The sequence below is a fragment of the Rossellomorea aquimaris genome, assembly GCF_000935355.1.
In the GTDB taxonomy this organism is placed as follows: Bacteria; Bacillota; Bacilli; order Bacillales; family Bacillaceae_B; genus Rossellomorea; species Rossellomorea aquimaris_B.
Map to the genome: position 1 here is coordinate 433,927 of NZ_JXZC01000003.1, position 24,008 is coordinate 457,934.

Annotated in this window: 20 protein-coding genes; 17 read left to right on the forward strand and 3 right to left on the reverse strand. The window is 44.8% G+C overall.

Annotated elements, in window-relative coordinates; genetic code table 11:
* Nucleotides 1-50: 50 nt before the first annotated feature.
* Nucleotides 51-890, reverse strand: a complete 840-nt coding sequence (locus TV75_RS11735; protein ID WP_044338908.1) for a LysR family transcriptional regulator — start codon at nucleotides 888-890, stop codon at nucleotides 51-53.
* Nucleotides 891-993: 103 nt separating this feature from the next.
* Here TV75_RS11735 and TV75_RS11740 point away from each other — a divergent pair, with 103 nt between their 5' ends.
* The 9 genes from TV75_RS11740 to TV75_RS11780 all read left to right on the forward strand — a co-directional run bounded on the left by TV75_RS11740 (nucleotide 994) and on the right by TV75_RS11780 (nucleotide 10,076).
* Nucleotides 994-1,842, forward strand: a complete 849-nt coding sequence (locus TV75_RS11740) for a sulfite exporter TauE/SafE family protein (protein ID WP_044338909.1) — start codon at nucleotides 994-996, stop codon at nucleotides 1,840-1,842.
* A 580-nt stretch (nucleotides 1,843-2,422) separates the two neighbouring features.
* The gene (locus tag TV75_RS11745) at nucleotides 2,423-3,712 is read left to right on the forward strand and encodes a M20 family metallo-hydrolase (RefSeq protein WP_044338910.1); all 1,290 of its coding nucleotides are present in this window, start codon (nucleotides 2,423-2,425) and stop codon (nucleotides 3,710-3,712) included.
* A 53-nt stretch (nucleotides 3,713-3,765) separates the two neighbouring features.
* A complete protein-coding gene (locus TV75_RS11750) occupies nucleotides 3,766-5,376 on the forward strand; it encodes an amidohydrolase (RefSeq protein WP_367379311.1) in 1,611 nt (536 codons plus the stop codon).
* Nucleotides 5,373-5,594 carry a DUF3311 domain-containing protein gene (locus tag TV75_RS11755; RefSeq protein WP_052504539.1) on the forward strand — a complete coding sequence of 74 codons (222 nt, stop codon included), beginning with the start codon at nucleotides 5,373-5,375 and terminating at the stop codon, nucleotides 5,592-5,594. The genes TV75_RS11750 and TV75_RS11755 overlap by 4 nt, the downstream gene beginning before the upstream one ends.
* Nucleotides 5,594-7,063: a sodium:solute symporter family protein gene (locus tag TV75_RS11760; protein WP_044338911.1), complete on the forward strand. Its 1,470-nt coding sequence runs from the start codon at nucleotides 5,594-5,596 to the stop codon at nucleotides 7,061-7,063. Before TV75_RS11755 ends, TV75_RS11760 begins: the two co-directional genes overlap by 1 nt.
* A gap of 150 nt (nucleotides 7,064-7,213) precedes the next feature.
* Entirely contained in the window at nucleotides 7,214-7,666 is a 453-nt protein-coding gene (locus TV75_RS11765) for a hypothetical protein (protein ID WP_044338912.1), read from the forward strand.
* A gap of 415 nt (nucleotides 7,667-8,081) precedes the next feature.
* On the forward strand, nucleotides 8,082-8,915 hold the full coding sequence (locus tag TV75_RS11770; protein ID WP_044338913.1) for an STAS domain-containing protein: 834 nt from the start codon (nucleotides 8,082-8,084) through the stop codon (nucleotides 8,913-8,915).
* 163 nt (nucleotides 8,916-9,078) lie between these two features.
* Complete coding sequence (locus TV75_RS11775) at nucleotides 9,079-9,621, forward strand: hypothetical protein (RefSeq protein WP_044338914.1); 543 nt, start codon at nucleotides 9,079-9,081, stop codon at nucleotides 9,619-9,621.
* 122 nt (nucleotides 9,622-9,743) lie between these two features.
* Nucleotides 9,744-10,076: a hypothetical protein gene (locus tag TV75_RS11780; protein WP_052504540.1), complete on the forward strand. Its 333-nt coding sequence runs from the start codon at nucleotides 9,744-9,746 to the stop codon at nucleotides 10,074-10,076.
* Between the two features lie 42 nt (nucleotides 10,077-10,118).
* On the opposite strand, the gene TV75_RS11785 is transcribed toward TV75_RS11780, so the two are convergent.
* A complete protein-coding gene (locus tag TV75_RS11785) occupies nucleotides 10,119-10,973 on the reverse strand; it encodes an STAS domain-containing protein (protein WP_044338915.1) in 855 nt (284 codons plus the stop codon).
* Between the two features lie 436 nt (nucleotides 10,974-11,409).
* Between TV75_RS11785 and TV75_RS11790 the strand changes: the two genes are divergently transcribed.
* The 5 genes from TV75_RS11790 to TV75_RS11810 all read left to right on the forward strand — a co-directional run bounded on the left by TV75_RS11790 (nucleotide 11,410) and on the right by TV75_RS11810 (nucleotide 19,981).
* On the forward strand, nucleotides 11,410-13,473 hold the full coding sequence (locus TV75_RS11790) for a DUF4179 domain-containing protein (RefSeq protein ID WP_044338916.1): 2,064 nt from the start codon (nucleotides 11,410-11,412) through the stop codon (nucleotides 13,471-13,473).
* Nucleotides 13,474-13,679: 206 nt separating this feature from the next.
* Nucleotides 13,680-15,587 carry a PTS mannitol transporter subunit IICBA gene (locus TV75_RS11795; protein ID WP_044338917.1) on the forward strand — a complete coding sequence of 636 codons (1,908 nt, stop codon included), beginning with the start codon at nucleotides 13,680-13,682 and terminating at the stop codon, nucleotides 15,585-15,587.
* 84 nt (nucleotides 15,588-15,671) lie between these two features.
* The gene (locus TV75_RS11800) at nucleotides 15,672-17,741 is read left to right on the forward strand and encodes a BglG family transcription antiterminator (protein ID WP_044338918.1); all 2,070 of its coding nucleotides are present in this window, start codon (nucleotides 15,672-15,674) and stop codon (nucleotides 17,739-17,741) included.
* A gap of 5 nt (nucleotides 17,742-17,746) precedes the next feature.
* Complete coding sequence (locus tag TV75_RS11805) at nucleotides 17,747-18,886, forward strand: mannitol-1-phosphate 5-dehydrogenase (RefSeq protein ID WP_044339007.1); 1,140 nt, start codon at nucleotides 17,747-17,749, stop codon at nucleotides 18,884-18,886.
* Nucleotides 18,887-19,333: 447 nt separating this feature from the next.
* A complete protein-coding gene (locus TV75_RS11810) occupies nucleotides 19,334-19,981 on the forward strand; it encodes a 2OG-Fe(II) oxygenase (RefSeq protein ID WP_082051268.1) in 648 nt (215 codons plus the stop codon).
* A gap of 36 nt (nucleotides 19,982-20,017) precedes the next feature.
* Here the strand turns inward: TV75_RS11810 and TV75_RS11815 are convergent, their stop codons facing one another.
* Complete coding sequence (locus tag TV75_RS11815) at nucleotides 20,018-20,977, reverse strand: DMT family transporter (RefSeq protein WP_044339008.1); 960 nt, start codon at nucleotides 20,975-20,977, stop codon at nucleotides 20,018-20,020.
* A gap of 92 nt (nucleotides 20,978-21,069) precedes the next feature.
* Here TV75_RS11815 and TV75_RS11820 point away from each other — a divergent pair, with 92 nt between their 5' ends.
* From TV75_RS11820 to TV75_RS11830, 3 genes are all read left to right on the forward strand, one after another.
* Nucleotides 21,070-21,660: a helix-turn-helix domain-containing protein gene (locus TV75_RS11820; protein WP_044338920.1), complete on the forward strand. Its 591-nt coding sequence runs from the start codon at nucleotides 21,070-21,072 to the stop codon at nucleotides 21,658-21,660.
* 345 nt (nucleotides 21,661-22,005) lie between these two features.
* The gene (locus TV75_RS11825; protein ID WP_156142409.1) at nucleotides 22,006-22,542 is read left to right on the forward strand and encodes a sigma-70 family RNA polymerase sigma factor; all 537 of its coding nucleotides are present in this window, start codon (nucleotides 22,006-22,008) and stop codon (nucleotides 22,540-22,542) included.
* A complete protein-coding gene (locus TV75_RS11830; RefSeq protein WP_044338921.1) occupies nucleotides 22,523-23,923 on the forward strand; it encodes a DUF4179 domain-containing protein in 1,401 nt (466 codons plus the stop codon). The genes TV75_RS11825 and TV75_RS11830 overlap by 20 nt, the downstream gene beginning before the upstream one ends.
* Nucleotides 23,924-24,008 lie beyond the last annotated feature (85 nt).

Here is a 24,008-nt window from a genome sequence, read left to right on the forward strand (position 1 = left end):
GGACGGACCTCCAGCTTTCTGTGGAAAGCGAGAGGTCCGTCCCTATCTGCTTATGAAGAACTTCCGATTAGCTTTACCAATTCCCTGACAATAGATCCCGCCTCGCCATCTTCAGGATAAACAGAATAAAAAGGACGGTGGATGACATAAGGATCAATCGGGACGAGCATCCCTTGAAGCACTTCTTCTTTTACTATAGAGCTTGAAAGGAATGCGATACCGAGGCCCCTTACTGCGAGTTGCTTGATTAAGTAATGACTGCTTGCTTCAAGGATCTCTGTCGGCACGATTCGTTCGGATCTCAGGAAATCGTCGGCATATTCCCTCGTTCCTGATCCGATTTCACGGAGGATAAGAGGAGAGGATTGCAGATTCATGCGGCTACTGGCGAAAAAACGCAGTTCATCATGACTGATCACTTCAAGTTGAAAGGGGGCAAGTCCCCGGGTTCCCTCCACAAGGGCAAGGTCGAGTTCTTTCTGATTCAGCGCCTCCACGATTGTTTCGTGATTGTGGATCATCAGCTGAAGGCGGACGTGTGGGTAGAGGACCTTGATTTTCTTGACAAAGTCGGGAAGGAGTACATCACTGACGGTGTGAGTGGCTCCGATCCTTAATAGGATTTCCTCAGACTTTTGAGTAACCTGTTCCATCGTCCGCCACAACTCCAACATCTTCTTTCCTTGTTCAAACACTTGAGTTCCTGCAGGTGTTAACTGAAAAGCCTGATTGGTTGAGGATCTGTGGATGAGCTCAACTCCTAATGATTGTTCCAATTTTTTGATGTGGACGCTGACTGTCGGTTGGGACAGGTTCAGGAATTCACTTGTTTTCGTAAAATGCTGAAGCTGGGTAAGAGTGACAAACGTTCGAATCCAATCCAGTTGCATAGGGACCCTCCATTACAAAACGTAATCGCCTTCATTATTATTATTCATTTCTATTATAGCTTATCGAAAGATATAATGATAAACGAAGGAAGTGAACAACAAAATGGAATGGTTTTTATTTATGTCAGCTGGTGCATTCATCGGCATCCTTTCCGGTTTTTTTGGGATTGGAGGCGGGATTGTTCTTACACCAACTCTACTTGTACTTGGCTATGAACCGGGCCAGGCGATTATTCTTTCCTTAATGCTGACACTGGGATCGACAGTGACAGGCACAATATCTCACATTCGGTTAAAAAATGTAAATGGGAAATTAGCGGGGCTCCTCGGGGTATTCGGAATGATCGGATCAGTCATCACCGTGCCATTCGTGAAGTGGCTCGATGCGATGAATGGAGCTTCTACCGTGATCTCCATCGTATATATAGGTATTCTCAGCTGGTTTTCATACCAGTTTTTAAGCAAACGACAAAAGGAAGCGGAAGCAAAAGGAACAATTGTGGCTCCCTTGATAGGCCTGTTCACTGGTGTCATTTCATCCCTTATGGGAGTCAGCGGTGGATTTGTCATGACCCCGCTCCTATCGAAATGGCTGAAGCTTGATGTTACTAAAGCGATCGGAACCAGCATATCGGCCGCGTCCATCATCGTGTTATCCGGGATCGGCTCGTACTTGTATGCAGGGGAAGCCCTCGATTACCGACATGGAATCATGCTGATCATCGGTGCCTTGATCGGTACCCCGATCGGCTCCATCCAGCTGAAACGATTTTCAAGTGTTACCGTCAAAAAGATGCTGGCTGTTTTGTATATGGTGGTTGCGGTCAGCGTCATTTTCAATATGTTATCCATCTCTGCTGTTTCACTTGGACTGATCATGACATCAGTGCTGGTGTTTTTGGGGATAATAATTTATTCGCAGCAGCAATCAAAGAGAGCAGAGAATTATTGATTTGTTGATTGAAAGCTGAAAGTAGTAAAGCACGTTAGTAGGTCTGACGATGAGATGGGCAACACGAAAAAGAGGTCATTCGCATAGCGAGTGGCCTCTTTTTTTGTCGGGTTCGATAACGTATTTTACAATTGTTGGTATTTCGCCGGATTTTTTTCGGAAACGGCCGGTTTATCACAGGAAACGGCTGAATTAATCGTAATTTCGGCCGGATTTTCCTGAAAAACGGCTGGATTATTGCTCATATCGGCCGGATAATCTTCTCCATTGAACGATTTCAGAGATAGACAGGCACCTAGTTACCAAGAACACGGCGAAAACCCCTGAGTCAATCGCTTCATTTTCAAAAACCTGGCAGGATTAAGTGAAAATGTTCTAGAAACTACTCTAAATAGGGAGTGGATGTAGAAAGGGGGAGAGTGTAGGTATTCTATGAATAAATTTTTCTGAAATTTCTTTCTTTTAGTCATTCTGTACGGATAATAAGATCTTTTATAGACAAAGTGTCTAATGAAAAACAAGCTTTTTCAAAATAAACTAACTATAAGTCTATAAAAATATGTAAGCAAAGGATGATTCTATGTCAATCAATCGAGAAAGATTAAAGCGTCATCTAGAGGAGTTAGCTGAAATCGGGAAAATCGGGGAGACAGGCGTTTGCCGCTTGGCCCATTCCAAGGAGGATCGCCATGCGGTGGAAGTGGTGAAAGGCTGGATGGAAGAAGCGGGTTTGACGACAAGGATTGACGGCTTTGGAAATTTGATTGGAAGGATAGAAGGTGCCGACAGGGATAAGCCGATCCTTATGCTCGGATCACATATTGATTCCCAGCCATATGGTGGGAGATTCGACGGGACAGTCGGGTCACTTGGCGCGATCGAAGTGGTACACACAATGAAAGACAATGGACTCGAACCAAACCGTACCATTGAAGTGATTTGTTTTTCCGACGAGGAGGGCTGCCGGTTTAACAAGGGAGTATTTGGCGTCCGGGCTATTGCCGGGATGCTGGAGGAAGGCGAACTGGACCGTAAAGACAAGGAGGGCGTGACGAGAAGAGAGGCGTTGAAGGAATTCGGGGTAGAGCCGGATATAACCGCAAGTCCTGTTTATCAAAAAGGGGATATAGCAGCGTTTCTGGAGTTACATATAGAGCAGGGTCCAGTCCTCGAGGAGAAGGGAAAACCAGTCGGAATTGTATCCGGCATCTCCGGACCGATCTGGCTGACCGTCACACTCGAAGGATTCGCGGGTCATGCCGGATCGGTGCCGATGACGATGAGGCAGGATGCACTTGTCGGTGCTTCGGAGATCAACAGGAAATTCGATGATCTCGTTAAAAAGGAAGGAACCGAAACAACAGTAGGAACGGTAGGCAGCATGCAGGTGTTCCCGAACTCAAGGAATATCATTGCCGAAAAGGTAGAGTTCACCGTTGACCTTCGTGATATAGACGTTGAAGCCCGAACAAAACTTGAGGAAAAGCTCTATCAAATCATCGAAGAGACGGCAATCGGTTACAACCTTAAATATGAGATCAAAGAAGATACCCGGAGCGAGCCAAGATATTGTGCAGATTGGATAAAGAATATTATGAGGGAGGAAGATCAAAAGCTTGGGCTTGATTCACCAACCTTAATGAGCGGCCCTTTCCATGATGCCTTGTTCATGTCCTATATCAGTGATTACGGAATGATCTTCGTCCGCTGTGAAAAAGGCATCAGCCACAATCCACTCGAGTTTGCCGAGATGGATGACATTGAAAAAGGAGTTCAGCTCCTATACGCGACAGCATTGCGGATCTGTCAGGGACATGGGGACAGGCACCTTGTCCCAAAAGACGGCTCAGCAGCTGTTAATGAAAAGTAAAAGAAGGCTGGGACGAGGGACCTGTCCCTTTGTCCCATTTGGGAGGTGATCGTTTGAGAGCGACAATGCTCTTTATAAACGGAGAAGTGGTTACCGTAAATTCTGAATTTTCCGTGAAAGAAGCGGTTGCCATTCAGGATAATAAAATACTCGCAGTCGGCACGAATGAAGAAGTTTTACGATATGCAGGTGAAGGAACGAAGATTGTGAACTTGGAGGGAAGAAGTCTCCTGCCCGGCTTTATTGACGCCCATGCCCACCTCGAACTTTACGGAACCAATAAGCTCGGGGTGAACGGTAAGGAGGCTGGGAGTATCAAAGACCTCCTCGGGATGTTGAAGGAGAAAGCACGATTGACTCCAAAGGGGGAATGGATACGGGGCTGGGGTTATAACCAAAACACCCTTAAAGAGGGAAGGCACATAACTCGGTGGGATCTAGATCAGGTTTCCACCGACCACCCGATCATTGTGGTTCGGACATGCGGGCACATATCCTGCGTGAATACGAAAGCGCTGGAGCTTGCAGGTATTCATTCTGAAACAAAAGACCCGAATGGAGGGAAATACGGTCGTGAAGACGGCGAATTAACCGGACTGCTGTTAGAAGCCGCGCATATGAACATGTTTCTATTAGCCAATTATTCTGAAGAAGAAGTGCAGCAGGGGTTGTCCCTCGCTTCCCAGGATTATTTGGAAAAAGGAATTACGAGTGTCCATGATGCAGGGGGATATGGGCCTGAACATATTCGGTTCCTTCAAAAAGCAGTAAGGTCAAAGAGAGTAAAGCAGAGGGTCTACGCACTTTACGGCTCGCTGCATGATTCGGTAGAAATGGTGGAGAAAGGCCTGGAAAGCGGAATAGGGACAGGCCTTGGGGATGAGTGGATGAAAATCGGGCCTGCCAAAGTGTTTATCGATGGAAGCAGCAGTGGTCCGACAGCCAAGACGAGGGAGGCATACACAAGCAATCCGAATGACTCCGGCATTTTATATATGAACCAGCAAGAATTAAATGAGTCCCTCGGAAAAGCCCATAAAGCGGGGTGGCAAATCACCGCCCACGCCATCGGTGACGAAGCGGTGGAAATGATGGTCAAAGCTGTCCGGACAGCTCTTGAACGTCACCCCCGTGGAAATCATCGTCACCGCATTGAACATTCCGGCATGACCCCATCGGATCTCATTCATCAAATAAAAGAGTTGGATATTGTTCCGATACCAAATCCAGCCTTCATTTATGAATTCGGCGACGGCTACGTGAAAGATTATGGAGAACGGGTCGGCATCATGTTCCCCTTAAAGAGCTTTTCAGAAGCACAGATTCCTTTCGCCATCGGCTCTGACAGTCCGATCACCATAGTGGATCCGCTACACGGGATATATTCAGCTGTCACCCGCAGGAGTAAATCCGGTGATGTGATAGCGGACCGACAACGAATCACCATAGAGGAAGCGATTAAGGCCTATACATGGAACGGTGCATATGCGAGCTTTGAAGAAACGATTAAAGGCAGCATTGAAGCCGGGAAGCTCGCCGACCTGGTTGTGTTGAATGAATCGATTCTACACTGTGAACCTGAAAGATTACGAGAGTTAAAAGTAGAGTTAACGATCCTTGATGGGAAAGTGGAATATGCAGCAAAAAAGGAGGGTGTCTTATGAGTAAAAGTATGTTTACGAAGATTTATTGCATGTCTCTGATTTTACCGTTTCTTCTACTGATTTTCCCCTTGTTTTCAATTGGAAACAGGGCTACTCCGATTATCATGGGGATGCCGTTTTCGGTATTCTGGGTGATTTTATGGATCATCATTACCTTTTTGATCGTTCTTGTACTCTATCGAATCGATCCCGACAAAGATGAAGAGGAGGTCAATTAATGGCAGATTGGCAGATTGCTATGATCATGATGATCGGCTACCTTGTGATTGCACTGGTAGTTGGTGTGATGGCAGGAAGAGGTCATGACAAAAATTCTTTATATGAGTTTACCGTTGCAGGCGGAGGCCTCGGCTTGGTTGTGATGTGGTTCCTGATGGGGGGCGCTGTGTTTAGTGCCTTTTCATTTCTTGGCGCTCCCGGGTGGGCATATTCCAAAGGAGCACCTGCACTTTATATTTTAACTTATACCGCTTTTGCGATTCTCCCATGGTATATCATCGGTCCTAAAATCGGGAAGATCGGCCGTAAATTCAATATTTACACGGTTTCGGGCTTTATGAAAAAACGATACGGAGGTAAGACGCTGCCGATCTTAATCGGTGTCATTGCGTTACTCGCTTCTATTCAATACCTTGCTACACAGATGAAAGGGATGGCCTATATCTTCAATATCATGACAGAAGGACGTATTCCTCTTTGGCTAGGAGCCCTGCTAGCGTACGGAATCGTGGTCGTCTATGTTGCAACTGGCGGGTTGCGGGCAGCGGCATGGTCTGACGTGTTCCAGGGGATCTTGATGATCGTCATCTCGTGGGTAGTCGGCCTTGCGATTGTGAACAAACTCCATGACAGCGTGGGTGGGATGTTTACAAACCTCGTTCAGGACAACCCTGCCTTTTTTGAAATCGGTAATGAAGGGTCTACCATGTCAGGGACAGCTTATACGACCACGATCCTTGTATCTCTCATAGGGTTCTTAATGTGGCCCCACCTATTTTCAAAGTCATACGCCTCCAATGCACGAACGATTAAGAAAACCGTATTGGTGTATCCGATCTTTGCCCTGTTCCTTATTCCACTACTATTTGTTGGCTTTTCCGCAGTGAATGTAGTCAATCCAGCTGACATTGGAGCGCCGGATGAAATCCTTCCTTACTTGATCACCACCGTCCTTAGCCTTCCCGGTTGGGTATACGGACTTGTAGGTGCAGGGGCACTAGCGGCAGCCATGTCTACGGCAGATGCCATCACCCACAGTGCTTCGCTGGAATTTACGGACGGGGTCATTAAGAATGTAAAACCGGACCTTTCTGATAAAACCACATTGCTCCTGATGAGGATTGGAGTGTTTGTTGTCGGAGGGCTTGCTTACTTTATCACTGTGTTCGGTGGTCAGGGGCTCATCGCCCTATTGCTCGGAGCCTATGGGTCCATCGTTCAATTCGCCCCTGGCGTATACGGGGCACTCTATTCGAAAAAAGTGACGGGCCCTGCTGTCACCACAGGACTCGTCGTCGGTACATTCGTAAACTACTATTACCAGCTGGTCGCAGAAACCACACCTTTAGAAATCCATGCAGGTATCCTTGGATTGATCTGCAACATCGTCATCGTCATCACTGTCAGTGCTTTCACCCAGCAAAAAAGTGTCAAAATTGCTGAAGAATATCGGAATATCGGATCCTAATGGGACATGGGGACAGGCACCCCGTCCCATTAGGAACCAAGCGCAGGGACGGACCTCATTGAGGTCCGTCCCTGTTTTTATTCCATACATAAATTTCCACGTTTTTCACAAAATAAGCAGGTATTCTATCCGGTAGAGGGGTGTATAAGGTTGATTTTAGTATGGGGACTCATTCTTTTTTTAGTCATTGCCATGATGTTCGTGCCAAAGAGGTTAACGGTTAGGGAAAATCTCATCATGTTTCCGTTCGTGGGATATTTTGCTGCGGTAGCTCACGTTCTGGTGGGGCTGATGTTGGATTATGTAGATTTTGGACCAACTAAAAGTGTGGAATTTTCCGATTTTGCACTGGTGGTCTTTGCTCCCTCGTTTATTGCGCTTTTATACTTGAATATGTTAAAACCGGATAAGTCTGTGTTTTATGTACTTATCTGGACATTTTTCTCTTTTTTTATAGAACTTTTGCTGAGTTATGACGGGTATATGAAACATTTAGAGTGGAAAATCTGGTACTCGATCCCCGTTTATTTAGTGGCATTCTTTACGCTGCATTGGTTTTTTCAACGTGTTGTCCGAAACGGTTCAAAAGCTGGTGAACATTGAGGTCATGATAAGTAGTTTACAATGAAGAGAAAAGATGGGGCTGTTTTTCTTATAGTACTCACTCTTCTCTATTTTTTTATCCAGTACTAACAATGCGATTTCCGACCAACTTTGTCATTAGAGCACATCCCTTTTTTTTCAGAGGGATCGTGTTCTTTTTTATGAAAATATGCAACCTTTTAAGGTCAAATCAATCATTCTTTTAGAAAAATTTAGAAATCGAAATGGTCCTTGTACACCATTTGTTTAACTTTTTCTTTCCTTTCGTTCAAGGACATAGTACATTACTCTTATAAGCATATGAATAAGTCATTTAGGGTATAGACCACTAAGATAGTCTTATACATTCCTGCCCGTCAGGATCATGGCTTATGAACTGATCACAATATCTTGTCTTATAGAAAGTAGGTCGAATATGCAGGTAGAGGAAAAATTTTATGAATTTATGAAAGATCGTACGTGGCAACTGACGGAGAATTGGTATGAATCACTTGATAAAAGTGATGCCTCAGGCGTTTATGCTTCAACGGATTCACAGGTCATCCTAACGTTGAAGCGCCAGAATCACGAGTTTCACGAACGTTTTTGTCTTCTTTTTAAAGATATAGGGAAGGATGCACTAAATAATTTTGCTGAATGGATCGAAGAAATTGCAAAAGATGAAGAGCATTTAAAAACCCCGACTCACTATATACTGAGGGAGTTCTTCAGAACCCAGGATCAATATTTGGAGATTTTGAAGGAATTTGACCGCCAGTATGGCAGTGATTATCCATCGGAGAGTATTGATTCATTCAGAGAGTTGATCATTAAAACCTTTGGTCTCGTCATCTCCAAGTTTGCAGAAGAAAATTACGAGTATGCCCAAAGGCGTTTGAAGGCACAGCAGGAAATGATCAGGGAATTGAGTTCACCTGTCATCTTAATTGATAAAAATACAGGGGTGCTGCCTCTTGTCGGTGATATTGATACAGGAAGGGCAAGGTATATCCTCGAGAATACACTGGCCGAATGCCTGAATAAAAATGTTGAGCACTTGTTTATTGATTTATCAGGTGTCATCATGGTGGATACGATGGTTGCTCATCAATTGTTCCAGATAATGGAGAGTTTGAATTTGATTGGTGTGAAGAGTTCGATTTCAGGGATTCGCCCGGAAATTGCCCAAACCGCTGTTCAACTTGGTATATCATTTGAAAATATTTCTGTTACTTCGACTCTTGAACGAGCATTGAAAGAGCAACGGTAGAAAAGAGCAAATTATTGAGCGGTTACACTGTAATCGCTCATTTCTTTTTGTTTTATAATAACAATTTGTTTAAAACCACTCTATATAGGGAATTACCACCATTATAGAGTGAGTTTGGTATAAAATGCCCTTGGGAAATTCACGCAAAAGGAGGGGCAGCAATATGCAATTCGTCAAAATGATTCGATTCGCCCAAAATGGATTTACCTGTGGTACACCTCAGTCCGACTCTAACTACATTCAGAAAGAGCCCATTTTTATCAATCGGGAGATCGACAGTCTGTTCCATAAAGGTCAATCGATTTACATGTCGGAAATGATCCGACCGCGAAGTACTGATCGGCAATGGTCAGGATGTTTCTGCTATTTAGAAGAGTTCACACAGGTGGCTTCTGAAAATCGCCATATAGGCTTTCTCCCCAGGGAAAGCGTGATATGGGTGAGAAATAAGAGCCATCTAGGAGGTGGGGTTCCGTACTTTATCCTCTCAGGTGAATCATGGTTGAATAGAGTGACGGAAGATGACGACACGTGGGTGAAAATGAGGGTAGAGGATGCTCTGGAACGAACGCACCTTTGGAAGAAAGAGCATGGTTCGGCCCCTGGTTGGATTACAGAATGCTTCTTGATGGAGGAACAGGTGAAACGTCTTGTCTATCCTTCTGCTAAAGAAAGGACCATGGAATTTTGGTTAAGTAGAAATTAAACATACTGATAGTGATGAATGTCCCGCCTTTTTGTTATAATACATAGTAGTTGATCTTACAATCTAATGATGGTTGAAGTGTTACATTTTTCGTTCACTTTCTATGTAAAAGGGGAATTCACTTGAAATTTGAAGACATTAATCCAGAACTAGTGAAATTATGCCGGACATCCGATCCATTTCATATGGCAGAATCGGTGATCGGAGACAGATTAAGAGGATTGGATACCCTGTCGTTAAAGTCTATCGAGCGTAAAAAGGCCCTTCCTGGAGACGTGGTCAACCTGTTGATCATCTATTTCTTCTCTGAGGTCAAAGGCACGGTCTACCACAGGAACGCACTTTCTAAGTTATACAATCATTGGGTCTCTAACGAAGTGTTTACTTTCTCTAAGGCCAAAAAGATGATCGAGCTGGACATGCATGAGCAGCTTGGTGAAATCGACCGTTTATAGATATGCAAAAGGTCTGGACCATAGGGATCCAGACCTTTTCTATTATGATCGACTGGGGTTGATGCTGTATCCCAGGCTCTTCAATGCATGGATTAACGTAGAGTGAATATGCAAAGATCCGAGGGGGATGCCGAGTTGAACGGCGGTTTGTGCGATGGCTGGCCTGATTCCCGTGATGACGGGATCGACCCCCACCAATGTCAGGGTGTTCATAAGTTCAAAAATTTTCTGGGCGACCATGGTGTCGATGACAGGCACGGCTGAAAGGTCCACCACTAAATGCTTGATTTCCTTTTCCACGCACTTCTCTAGTGCATGCTCCATGATATACTTTGCCCTCGTTGTATCAATATCCCCAACTAGTGGGAGTATCGCGATTGTTTCGGATAACGGAATAATGGGTGAGCTCAATTCATTAATGAGCCCCATTTGGTCCTTGAGTCTGCTTTCATAATGAGTCTTGTAGGACATAACAAAGGTTTTTATGACTTCATCAAAGATGGAATGATAGTTTTCGATCATGGCATAGCGGTCTTCCAGCAGAAGATCTTCATTTTCCATCAGCCAAGTTTTCATAAATTGAAAATAAACTTTCCTGAAACGGTGAAATTGTTCAAGCACCTTATCAATACTCGTCCCGTCATTCACACGCTCTTTGGCAATGAGATTGGACCACTCAAGAAGCTCGTTGGAGAGTTTCTTTTCTTTATCGACCAACGCCTCGGTTATATAGAGTATAAAGCTTCCTGATTCCTCCCTAAGCTTTTCTTCAATTGCCTTTGGCGCATTCACATTAAAGATGGAAAATTTATCGACTTCCCTTAGCTCCAACCATTCACCGATGATTTCACCCTGCTGAAAGCGAAAGTAATCCATCAACTTGTCTTTTATTTTCATCTACATCCTCCAGCCTCTTCATAAACTAATAAATGACTCTTCAGTAAAAAAATTATATTAAAAATGGAATAAGTTAGTCAATTGTATTTATGGTATTTTCCAGAATTTTAAGAAAAAATGAGGGACGGACCTCATACTGCTTTCATATTCCTACTTACAATTTCCTACACCATTCAAATGAAAAATGAAATACATAAAAGCCTTTGGAACTCAATTCTCAGAAGGTCTGATCGAAGAGTAAAAGCAGATATATAAGAAGAACAGCTTTTATAGACTAGCTGGAGAAATAAAATATTTATGAAAGAGTAAGGGCAGACCAACTTGTCCGTGATTCGGTCTACCGTTTTTTTTGCCCGAAATACGCACCCTAAATATGGTAAAATGAAATTAATTGTTTTATTTTTGTAATATTTCGTATTTAGAGGGGGATACACATATGGTCACACCGCAAACAGCTCCCTTTTTGCCCAGCGGGATGAGGGAAAAGGACTTGGAATCGGTCATGAATTGGTTTGTGCAGCATAAACAGTCTTTATATGCCCTGGGACGGATGTATGTAAGGGAGCAAGAGGATCTGGAAGAGATATTTTATCGTTCGATCATGATCATACATAATGAATTACACCAATTTAAAAAAGGGGCTTCATTCGACCTACGGGCAGTTTCTTATTTTATACAAAAAGGTCGGGTGCTTTCTAAAGATAAGAATTTCCAAGCTATAGAGAGTCAGAACCCGGATCAAATGCTCTTTCAAGCTTTAAACCAATTGGAGGATCAGGAGAAAGAGGCAATTGCTTTAACGTATTTCAATGAATGCACTTTTGAAGAGGTTGGTCATATTCTTGATATTTCAGTAGAGAAGGTTAAATCCTGTGTTTTCTCTGGCGTGCGGAAGCTTAGGGAAGGGTTGGTCCAAGGTTCTTACGGGGGCTGTCCGGAATTTCATAGGCATTATCTTGATTACCTGGGAAGGACGATGGATCGGCCGGAAAAGGTAGAGCTTGAGATGCATATTTACCATTGTCAGGGCTGTCAGGAGGATTTGGGCACTTTTCAGGAAGTGGTGCTTGCCTTGACAGGAATGGCAGATTCCGTGGAAATCCCTGCTGGATTCATGGAGAAGGTCAAGAGTAAGGTGGAGGAAAGAGAAGTACATAGGCAGCGGAAGAAAAAGAAGCGGAAGTCAATCGGGATTGCCTTCGCAGGTGTTTTCGCAATGCTCATTTCTATAGGATTCGTGACAGGTGGATTCTCCAATCTCTACTATGCATGGACGGAAGAGGATGAACAATTGCGTGCCATTCTCCAGCATGACCTTGGGGAACGTCTGAATCTTGAAGCGGAAAGCAATGGGGTGAAAATCACCATCAAGAGTGTCGTCGCAGATGATGTACAGACCCTTGTCTTTTATGAAATAGAGGATACCAAGGAAGAAAATCGATATATGATGAATGCTCATGAAGGCGTCCATATCGAGAATGAATATGACGTCATGATGCGTGATGTGCAAAACATGTTTTACTCTCCTCCTGTCGATCAGGATGAAATACAAAATGAAGAGAAAAATGTGTATAGGGGCACCTTGAGTCTCCTGCCGGTTTCGGTGGATAAAGGAACCATTAAATTGAATGTGGCAAGGCTCATGCAAATCGTTCAGGACCCTAAAAAGGAAGGGGGGTACCGTGGGGAAGTGAGATTTGCCGAAGGGGATTGGAGCTTTGACATTCCGTTTACAAAGCAATCATCCCGGGTCCATGAGTTGAATAAAGAAATCGACATAGAAGGAATTCCGGTCCGTCTGGATAAGCTGACGATCGCTCCGACCACGACCCTCCTGCAGTACAGCTTTCAGAATCAAGGCAGGGACAGACGGATTGATGTCATGACCTTTCATGCTCTTGAAACGGATAAGAAGAAGGTGGAGGCAGATCTCTTTGGAAACAATATGTTTGTGGAATCCTTCGATCAGGACGGATGGAATTCGTTTGCATCCAGCTTCAATACCCTGTATTTTGAAAATCCGAAAGAGGTGAACATTCAATTTGGTTCCATCCATTTATCCGTAGACGAGGGAAAAACGATCGACCTCGATGCTGCCAAGGATATGCCGCAGACCTTTGAATATCTCGGAAACACCGTTTCCATTGATGAAATCAGGGCCGGAAATCCGGCAAAGGTGATTCTGACGCACGATGTATCGAAGGACCGTGCCTATGAAAGGGTGAACTATGGCTTTTCCAGCGATCATTTGAGGATGGACAACATCTCGATGGGAGTCAGTGATTCAGATGGTGTATTAATGGATAAAAATGGTACGGTGCAAGAGGTTGATATCTATGAGTATGATTCATTAGATCAACCCCGCTACTTTGAAACCGTCCAAACAATCGAATTTTATAACGATTCTTCTCAGGAAGATATAACACCGACCAAGCTTGAAATCGAGGGCTACAGTACAACGAAGTATGTAGACGACCGGGTGAATGTGAAGCTGGATTAGAAATATAGAAGAGGGACGGACCTCCTGCTCTAAAAGCAGGAGGTCCGTCCCTCTTATGTAAGAATAACCTCCCCTACAAGAGAAACAATAGGTTTGTCGTTACAAGGGTGACAAAGTTAGTTTTCATCGTTGTTGAAACCGTCGCCATCTAGAGCCTATGATGAATATAAGAGAAATTATTATTCAATCATGAAAGGATGAGAGAAGTGGCTCAATCAAATATGAAAGTCGCGGTACAAAAGTTTGGTAACTTCCTCAGTTCAATGGTTCTGCCTAATATTGGCGCATTTATCGCTTGGGGTTTAATTACAGCGTTGTTCATACCAACTGGGTTCTTTCCAAATGAAAGCCTTGCCAAACTTGTAGGGCCAATGGTTACGTACCTGTTACCGCTCTTGATCGGGTATACAGGAGGTAAGCTCGTACATGACCAGCGAGGTGGGGTCGTGGGTGCAATCGCGACAATGGGTGTCATTGTCGGTGCACCGGATACACCGATGTTCTTAGGTGCCATGGTCATGGGGCCTCTAGGGGCTTACGTGATCAAAAAGTTCGATGGGGCAATCGAAGGGAAAATCAGAGCGGGGTTTGAAATGCTGGTGAATAACTTCTCAGCGGGTATCCTTGGAGGAATCCTTGCGATCCTTGCATTCCTTGGTGTCGGACCAGCCGTGGATGCATTTACGAATCTACTTGTCGCAGGTGTTGACTGGCTCGTAGCAGCAGGACTGCTTCCTTTAACAAGTATCCTGATTGAACCTGCAAAGATCCTATTCTTAAATAATGCCATCAATCATGGTGTACTATCACCAATCGGATTGGAGCAAGTTCAACAGGGTGGAAAATCAATTCTTTTCCTATTAGAAGCAAACCCGGGACCAGGTCTTGGAATTCTGCTGGCGTTCATGTTCTTTGGAAAAGGAACAGCGAAGCAATCCGCTCCAGGAGCAGGAATCATTCACTTTTTCGGTGGGATTCATGAGATTTACTTCCCGTACGTATTAATGAAACCGATGCTGTTCGTTTCCGTCATCCTCGGTGGAATGAGCGGAGTATTCACCCTTGTTTTATTAGGTGGAGGTCTGGTATCACCGGCATCACCTGGAAGTATCCTCGCGATTACCGCGGTTACCCCTCCAGAAGGAATGGCGTATCTGGCGAACTTCGCAGCCGTCCTTGTGGCAGCAGTTGTATCCTTCATCGTGTCTGCCATCGTGTTGAAATCAAGTAAAACGACTGATGAAGACATCGAAGGTGCAACAAAGAAAATGCAGGAAATGAAAGGCAAGAAGAGTTCTGTAGCAGGCCAAGTGAGCCAAGGAACAATGCCTGAAGAAGTAAACAAGATCGTCTTTGCCTGTGATGCAGGCATGGGCTCTAGTGCCATGGGGGCTTCACTCCTCCGCAAGAAAGTGAAGGCGGCAAGTCTGGATGTCAGCGTGACGAACACGTCCATCAGTAACCTTCCATCTGACGCTCAAGTCGTCATCACACAGGAAGAACTGACGCCGCGTGCGAAAAATAAGCTTCCGAATGCGTATCACATTTCTGTGGATAATTTCTTATCCAGTCCGGAATATGACAAGCTGATCGCAAGTCTTCAGGACGGGATCACGGATGAGCAGGCAGAGTTTGTGGAGGATGCAGAGGAAGAAGCGGTAAACGCTGAGCCGAATGCAGATCGCGATGATGACCTACTGCTTGAAAAGAACATCTTCATGAATCAGTCTTTTGCCACAAAAGAAGAGGCGATCCGGTTCGCAGGAGAAGCTCTCGTCAAAGCAGGATATGTAGAAGAAAGCTATGTAGATGCTATGATTGACAGAGAAGGAATCACATCTACCTATATGGGTAATAATGTAGCCATTCCACACGGTACGGAAGATGCGAAGAAAGCTGTCATCAAATCCGGCTTCACCGTCGTTCAGGTGCCTAACGGCGTGGACTTCAACGGTGAGAAGGCGAAGATGATCTTCGGTATCGCCGGCAAGGACGGCACACATTTGGAAATCCTATCTGGCATCGCAGTTGTCTGCTCCGAGCAGGAGAACGTCGACAGAATGGTTCAGGCCAAGTCAGCCAAAGAACTGAAAGACATCATTAACAGCAACTAAAAATGTTATTCAGAAAGGTGGGATCCCTGCCTTTCTGTTCTCATTTGTATTGATAAAAGCTAATTCAGGGAAAGAGGGGAAAGCATGTTTATTACATCAAGGGAAAAATCCATAATTGAATTGATCGTAAAAACATCGGGAAAACATACCGTGTACTCTCTTTCTGCCTTCCTGAATGTGAGCGGGAGAACCGTTCAGCGCAACTTGAAATCCATCGAAAACATTTTAAAACAGTATCATTTAGAGCTGAAGCGGACGGCCAATGAAGGACTGTTCATCGACGGGAAGAATGAACACATCTATCGCTTGATCCAGAATCTTGCAGAAGTGAATCCGACCGATGAAACACCAGAAGAGCGAAAGCTTAATTTACTGATCATCCTTCTCCAAGAAGGACCTTCTTTTAAAAAACAGGTACTTGCACAGCAGTTGGGGATCAGCATAACGACCCTCACTTCGTATCTAGATGAGCTCGTCGATTGGCTGCAAAAATACGGTATCACCCTTACAAGGAAACGAGGGGTGGGGGTAGAGCTTACTGCAGATGAAGCCGAAAAACGTCATGCCTTGGCAAGCTTCTTCCTCGTCTATTTTTATGAAGACATCATCGAGACCTTGTACGGAATGCAAAAGGGGAATAACCTCAATGAACCGGTGCTGGGGTATTTCAAGCCGGACTATTTACTCGCTGTCGACGGGGTGGTGAATCACCATCTGGCCGAGGAACAGATTACCTTGACGGACAGTGATTATATCGGCCTCGTTGTCTATATTTGCCTGACGATCCAGCGAACCGAAATGGGCTTTGGATTACAAAAATATGAGCCATCTGAGGATCCTGATTCCACTGAATATCTTCTGATGGACACGATATGCAGGGAACTGAAAGAAACACTTTCAATTCCGTTGACCAACCAGGACGTTCAATTTTTAACGGTCATATTAAAAGGGTCCAAAGTGCAGGATCCCGATGTTGTTTATTATGACAGCATCCTTCTTGGTCATCTCATCAAGAACGTCATAAAGGATGTATCGGCGGATCTCCACGTGGAACTGTCTGATGACTTTTCCCTTTTTCAGGGCCTGCTTGCCCATATGGGACCGTCCATCTTCCGCCTGCAGCATGAGCTGGATCTTTTCAACCCATTGACGGATGAAATCAAGAAGAAGTATCCCGTATTATTTTTAGCGGTAAAAAAGAGTCTTGAAACAGAATTCAAGGATATATCCTTTCCCGATGATGAGGTGGCATTCATCGTTCTCCATTTCGGCTCGGCCATGTTGATGAATGAAGAGAAGGTGAACATCCAAGCAGTGGTCGTATGTCCGACGGGGATCGGGACCTCCAAGATGCTCGCCAGCCGCATTCAGCGGGAACTGACGATGATCAATAAGGTGGAAATCCTGTCGATCAAGGATTTTCAGACGGCAAATCTTGATGACTACGATATCGTTATTTCCACGGTCAGGCTTCCCTTTACGGAAGTGGAGTATATCCTGGTAAGCCCGTTATTGAGCGAAAAGGACATCGGATTCATCCAAAGCTATCTGCAGAATAACGTAGAAAAGCTGACAAGAAAGAAATACTTGAAGGAAGCGCCGCGATCGGGTGAGAAAACCGAAGTCAGGATGCTCCTCAAGGAAATCAAGGATGTACACTCCAGCATGGAAGCCATACTCACCAATTTCCGCGTGTACCGGAAGCAGTCTGCGGGAAGTCATCTAAGGATCCTGAATGAAATGGTGGAACAAGCGGAACGGGACGAACTTCTTCAGCAGCCCCATGTGGTCATGCACCAGCTGATGGAAAGGGAGAGAAAAGGAGGACTCGGGATTCCGAAAACAAATATGGGTCTCTTCCATTGCCGGGATCATAACGTGAAGAAGTTGATCTTCCAGGTGGCCCATCTGGATGAACCTTGCAGCATCAAGGGGATGGATGGTGTGGAAATGGAGTTGAAAAGCCTCCTACTCATGCTTGCACCGGAAGAGTTGAGCAGGCGGGAACAGGAAATCCTCAGCCTGATCAGTACAAGCTTAATCGAAGATCAAATAAGCATGATGATTTATTCGTCCACGAACGAAGCGATCATCTTGAAAAAATTAGAAGATATCTTTCTGGACTACTTACAAACTAATTTGATAAAGGAATGATGATGTTGAAACAAACCATACATTTTGGAGCAGGAAACATAGGCAGAGGGTTTATCGGGGCATTGTTTTCCCAATCAGATTATCACGTGACCTTTGTGGACATCGCCGAGCAGGTGATCAACAAGCTGAATGAAGAAGGACGCTACCAGGTGAAGCTTGCAACGGAAACGAAGGAAAAGGAAACGATCGAGAATGTTTCCGGTCTGAACAACCTTCATCAAGAAGGGGAAGTCATCGACACGATCGGCAGGTCAACCTACCTGACGACGGCGATCGGACCGAATATCCTTCCAAGAATCGCACCTCTGATCGCTAAAGGAATTGCCAAGCGTTTGGCGTCTTCAGATGAGCCGTTATATGTGATTGCATGTGAAAATCAGATCGGTGCCACTGATATTTTAAAGAATCATATTATAGAAAATCTTGATAAAAAAACGATTGCGATGCTTGAAGGGAAAGTCTACTTCTTCAATTCAGCCGTCGACCGCATTGTACCGATGCAAGATCAGAGTTCACTAGATGTACTCGTTGAACCTTATTACGAATGGGTGGTTGAAACAAAAGAAACGATCCCGCCTGTTGAAGGGATGACGATTGTAGAGGACCTTGCTCCATTCATCGAGCGTAAGTTATTCACAGTTAATACAGGTCATGCAGTCATTGCGTACCTTGGTTACCTGCAAGGCAAGTCAACGATCGATCAGACATTGGCCGATGAAGCCATTGCCGAGCAGGTCAAGGAGACATTGAAAGAAACAGGTGCTTATCTAGTAAAACAATACGGGCTTGATGAAAAAGAGCATCTTGCTTATATTGATAAGAACATCGAACGCTTCAAAAATGCTTACCTGAACGATGATGTCAGTCGTGTGGGACGGGCGCCGATCCGCAAGCTGGGACCAGATGACCGCTTGATCCGACCGACGACCGAGGCTCAAAAAGCGGGACTTTCTTATTCCTATCTTGCCAAAGCGATTGCTGCAGCCCTATTGTTTGACAATCCTGAGGATGAACAAGCGATGGAAATACAAGGTATGATCAAAGGTCACGGTCCGGCTCATGTGTTGAAAGAAGTGAGCGGACTGGATGAAGATAGTGAGATTACGAAGGAAGTATTGGTGCAGTATGAAGGGTTGAAGAAATAAAATGTGATCGGCTGCCGAACTTGATTCGGCAGTCTTTTTTTATGAGTTTGAAGCAAAAAAGGGGAGACTCGACGCATAAAATTTTAAAACGACGCATAAATTCGAAATTGGACGCATAAATGGGAATAATCGACGAATAAATCTCAAAAACGACGCATAAAACCAATCCGTGTCTTTTCTGTGAAGCTCCCGCGCCCACGCCAATCCTCCAATCAACCTCAATCCCATCATCTCCCTTATTTTTTATCAAAAAAAAAGATAGATTTCCCCTCATACCGGGTGTAAAATATATGAAAATACACATGCAGGAGGAAACAGCCAAATACAATCTACAGTTATGCCTATTGTTGCGATCGTTTTTCCAGATTGGAAGAATACAAGAATGCTTCCACTAACATAAAAATTCAGAATGTTAAAAATATGATAAGAGGTTGATGAAAGTTGGCAATGGATACTACTGAAATAGCTGTAAAGGAACAAACGATTTTTCACCATACGGGGAATAAGATCAAGACGGAAGACAGGGAAATTCACATCATCGCAAAAATGGAAGAACCACTGATCGTCGTTTTGGGAAATGTGTTAAGTCATGAAGAGTGTGATGAACTCATCCAGCTGTCAAAGGACCGGGTCGAGCGCTCGAAAATCGGGAACACCCGGACAGTGGACGGACTGAGAACAAGCAGCTCTGTGTTTCTGGAAGAGAGTCACGATGTCGTGACGCGTGTCGAAAAACGAGTCTCTCAAATTATGAATATACCCGTCGAGCACGGGGAAGGTCTTCAAATCCTTAACTATAAACCTGGTCAGGAGTACAAGGCCCACTTCGATTTCTTCTCGGCGTCATCGCGGCCGGTGAAGAATCCGAGAATCAGCACCCTTGTCATGTACCTGAATGACGTGGAAGAAGGCGGGGAAACGTACTTCACGAAATTGAATTTCTCTGTTTCTCCGCAAAAGGGGATGGCCGTCTACTTCGAATATTTCTATGATAATCAGGAGCTGAACGACTTGACGCTTCATGGCGGGGCACCGGTTGTCATCGGGGATAAATGGGCTGCAACTCAGTGGATGAGAAGAAAGGTTTTTAAATAAAACGGAAGGAGGGGCACCCCAGGGTGCTCCTCCTTTTTAGCTTGCTGATTTCACCGGCTTAATCGTACCGGCATTCATTTTTTTTACGTTCACGGTGTGGATGATCATGCCTGCGATGATCAGGAGGATGCCGATCAGGGCGAATCCTGACGGAAAGGGAACGGACAGGATTGCTGCTTCTCCCATGATGACGAACAGGATCTGGGTGGACTGGGTCGCTTCCACTGCGGCAAGCTTCCCGGGATGATGCCTCGCCAAATTTGTCGCAAGGAAAAAGAGGGAGGTCGCAATCACCCCTGAGCAAATGGCGACGATAAAGGATTGCGTCACTTGACCCGTGCTGGGTGCCCCCACCTTAACAAACGCATAGCACGAAAGGATCAGCCAGAAGGGAGTGCTCGCCATCGTCATCCCCAGCACCCGTTGAAAGGTATCAAGCTTCCCGCCGCATACCTCCATCATTTTCCGGTTCCCGAGAGGATACGCAAAAGCTGCAAGGATCACCGGTAAGATTCCAACGGCCATTGCAGAAAAGGACAAACCACTGGCATTTTCCTGTTGAATGAACAGGACCCCAGCTAAAATGATCGATGAGATGGCGAGAGCTCTTTTTTGAATGGAGTGCCTGCGTCTGACCGGCCCCGAAGTATAAAACAAGGGAGCGAGCAAGATGCCAGCGACGATGGTAAATTGCCACGTACCCGCGACGAGCCAGCCCGGTCCATACGCTGCCGCATAAGTGAGAGGGCCGTAAAAGAGTACAAACCCGACAAAACTCCATACCAGCCATTCAAATGGTTTCTTCTTCAATTCAATCCAGACTTGATTTACATTCTTCCTTAAACCTACAATAAGGAAAAGGAAAGGAAGCATGAACAGGAAGCGAAGGGACGAACTCCACATCCAGCTTCCACCAGCAAGTTCCATGGACCGGTTCAGAATGAAGGTGACGGCAAAGAACATAGATGAAATGGTACCCAGGGTCAGTTCCTTGATGATGAACACTCCTTTCTGATACATATACTATAGTTTATTTTATATATATTATAATATACTTCAAAACATTGATTAAAGAAAGAGGTAGAAATATGAGCAATGACGGTTTGACGTGGCAGGACCCGGAAAAATTGGCCCGGCACGTCGGAATGACACTGAGACATATACGACATGAACGAGGCCTTAACCTGCAGGAGCTTGCGGCCATGACCGATGTGAGTACATTGACATTGGGTAAGATCGAAAGGGGAGAGGCGAATCCATCTTTGACGATCATCTGGAAAATCGCGAACGGACTTGAGATCCCGATTTCTGCCCTTCTCGTGGAAAAACAGGAAGTTCAGATTTCCAGGAAAAACGAAGGAAGCAAAGTGATCAGTGCCAATGAGTCCTTGACCCTGGAACCGATGTTTACTTCCTCTGGCTATAGCTCATTGGAAACCCACAGGGCCTTCCTGAAACCGGAAAGTGAATACCGTGCCGATGCCCACCAGGCGGGGGTGATTGAATTTGTCACCGTCATGGAAGGAAGAGTGCGTGTGAAGGTTCAGGATGACGAATTCGAGCTAGGTCAGTATGATTCGATCAAGTTCCATGCAGATAAAGGCCACAGCTATATCAATATGGGATCAACTGAAGCGGTCCTGCATTTTGTGATGATTTATACGGGACGGGCAGATTGAAGCTTATCGATGGGGATAAGCTTCTTTTTTAAGTGAAAAGCCTTACGATGGAAGATAAAAAAGGTTTTTTCAATCTTTCTTTGGCTTTTGGCTCATTTTCATTCAATCTTGGGGGCGTATGATCCCATCCATGCTACTTAATTGCGTCGAAGTCGTCCATGATTGCGTCATTTTCGAGGTGAATTGCGTCGATTTCAAATTTATTGCGTCGTTTTTCATAGTTAAGGCGTCTTTTTGAAATAAATGGTAAACAACCTCAGTCTACATTGCACGACACCCCATAAAAAAATTCCTTGAAACTTTTCCCAACCCACCCGACTCTAATGAATGACAGGAGGTTAATCAATGGATGTAAAAATTGTGAAAAAAGCAATTAAAGGGAATGAACAGGCATTTGAAAGGCTGATCCACTCAGAAAGTGAAAAGCTGTACCGGACGGCATTCCTATATGTGAGAAATAAAGAAGATGCGCTGGACGTTGTGCAGGAGACGGTTTGCAAGGCATTCACCTCGATATCCCGGTTGAAGAACCCGGAGTATTTCAGTACGTGGCTGATTAAAATCCTGATCCATACGTCATACAGCTATCTGAAAAAACAAAACAGACTCGTCCTGACGGGGGATGATTTTCTCGACAATGCCCTCATTACAGAAGACAAGGATGTGGAGGGACGGATCGATTTGATCACGGCCATGGCATCCTTGAATCCACACTATCAAACAGTCATTATATTATTTTACTTTCAGGGACAGTCGATCAAGACGATCGCAGAGACGATGGATACGCCTGAAGGGACGGTCAAGACGTATCTTCACCGTGCAAAGTTAGAATTAAGAAAGCTGTTGGAAGGAGTGAATCAGTATGGACAGAAAATGGTTTGAGCATGAAATGAACAGCATCGAGGTGCCAAAAGAAGAGGTTTTTAAGGCGATTTCATCAGGAATCCAAAAAGGTAGAAAACAAAAGGTCCGGAAAAAAACGGTCAAGGTAAGTGCCGCCTTTACCACCGCTGCTGCCTCCATGGTTCTCATATCGGGCTTCCTATTCCCACCTGTGAACAACGCACTTGCCAAACTGCCTGTACTAGGTGGGATTTATGAGAAAGTCGGGACCAAGGTCGGGAAGGAACTCTATTCAAGCGATAAAGTGACGGAAATTAATCAGGCCGCCACTTCCAACGGCGTCGATGTAACAATCACCAGCACATATTATGACGGGAACATCATCGGGGTCACCTTCAAGGCGAAGGGTGATGACCTTTCCATCGAACATATGGACGAAGGGAATCGTCCGGTGGGCGGCTACAGCTATCATCTCTTCGACGCTAAAGATCAGAATCAATGGGGATCCGGAAGCTCGGGTCTTAAAAAGGATGGGGATGAGTTCATTGGCTCGATCGAATTCTACCGGGACGGGAAAGAACCGCCGGAAAACTTCACCCTTCCGTTAACTTTCACCCACATGGCAGATGTAAGCGGGATCTGGACTTTTGATGTACAGGTCAAGAGGATTCCGTCTGAAACAATCCAAACAGATGCAAGGACAGAATCGCAGGATGGGGAAATTGAGCTGCTAGTGACATCCATTACTAAAGGAAAAGCTACGACTACACTGGAGTATACATATTCGGTGGAGTCTCGGAAGGATACGTTAAATCTGATTGTGTTTGATGACTTAGGGAACCGTCTGTCGAAGTCTAGTGCAGAGACACTGGATATCAAAGAAATTGACGGTGATTATCAAAAGACTGTCAGGGAGCTGTTCACTAGTAAACTCAGTGATGATGCACAGTCGCTGAAAGTCCAAGCTGATATGAAGCGGGTAGATGAAGACGGCATTACTTCATTAAAGGATTCACCTCCATTCGAGGTGAAGAGCCCTCGTTTTGGTTATCAGATCACGATACAAGATATCCAAAACGCAAAAGGGAAGGTGACCGTGGACTTCACCATCGATCACATCAAAGAAAAACAATTCCGAAATGACATTTTAGCCAATTTTGCACAATTCGTTCAGGTGATCCCTACAAAAAATATTAAGCGAAATGCATTGGAAGAACTTGATTATAATGAGATGTTGAATCATATGGTCAGAAGTGCTACAACGAAAACAGTGGATAAGGATACCCTCCGTTTTCAATCCACTTTTGCATTGCCGCAGGATACAAACCTTGAGGACTACTCACTGATCGTCCCATTTGAGACTTTAAGCATGAATGATAGGCCGGTTAAAATGAAACCATTTACTATCAACCTGAAATAAAATGGTTTAAGAAATCCCTGAGCCCCATTCCAGGGATTTGTACTATCGCCTACCCAAAATTCAATTGACAACCAATTTAAGAGAA

What these genes read in the sequence shown, in the direction of transcription:
- TV75_RS11735 (WP_044338908.1), bottom strand. Translation starts at nt 890, where the DNA reads ATGCAACTGGATTGGATTCGAACGTTTGTCACTCTTACCCAGCTTCAG.
- TV75_RS11740 (WP_044338909.1), top strand. Translation starts at nt 994, where the DNA reads ATGGAATGGTTTTTATTTATGTCAGCTGGTGCATTCATCGGCATCCTT.
- TV75_RS11745 (WP_044338910.1), top strand. Translation starts at nt 2,423, where the DNA reads ATGTCAATCAATCGAGAAAGATTAAAGCGTCATCTAGAGGAGTTAGCT.
- TV75_RS11755 (WP_052504539.1), top strand. Translation starts at nt 5,373, where the DNA reads ATGAGTAAAAGTATGTTTACGAAGATTTATTGCATGTCTCTGATTTTA.
- TV75_RS11760 (WP_044338911.1), top strand. Translation starts at nt 5,594, where the DNA reads ATGGCAGATTGGCAGATTGCTATGATCATGATGATCGGCTACCTTGTG.
- TV75_RS11770 (WP_044338913.1), top strand. Translation starts at nt 8,082, where the DNA reads ATGCAGGTAGAGGAAAAATTTTATGAATTTATGAAAGATCGTACGTGG.
- TV75_RS11775 (WP_044338914.1), top strand. Translation starts at nt 9,079, where the DNA reads ATGCAATTCGTCAAAATGATTCGATTCGCCCAAAATGGATTTACCTGT.
- TV75_RS11785 (WP_044338915.1), bottom strand. Translation starts at nt 10,973, where the DNA reads ATGAAAATAAAAGACAAGTTGATGGATTACTTTCGCTTTCAGCAGGGT.
- TV75_RS11790 (WP_044338916.1), top strand. Translation starts at nt 11,410, where the DNA reads ATGGTCACACCGCAAACAGCTCCCTTTTTGCCCAGCGGGATGAGGGAA.
- TV75_RS11800 (WP_044338918.1), top strand. Translation starts at nt 15,672, where the DNA reads ATGTTTATTACATCAAGGGAAAAATCCATAATTGAATTGATCGTAAAA.
- TV75_RS11810 (WP_082051268.1), top strand. Translation starts at nt 19,334, where the DNA reads ATGGATACTACTGAAATAGCTGTAAAGGAACAAACGATTTTTCACCAT.
- TV75_RS11820 (WP_044338920.1), top strand. Translation starts at nt 21,070, where the DNA reads ATGAGCAATGACGGTTTGACGTGGCAGGACCCGGAAAAATTGGCCCGG.
- TV75_RS11825 (WP_156142409.1), top strand. Translation starts at nt 22,006, where the DNA reads ATGGATGTAAAAATTGTGAAAAAAGCAATTAAAGGGAATGAACAGGCA.
- TV75_RS11830 (WP_044338921.1), top strand. Translation starts at nt 22,523, where the DNA reads ATGGACAGAAAATGGTTTGAGCATGAAATGAACAGCATCGAGGTGCCA.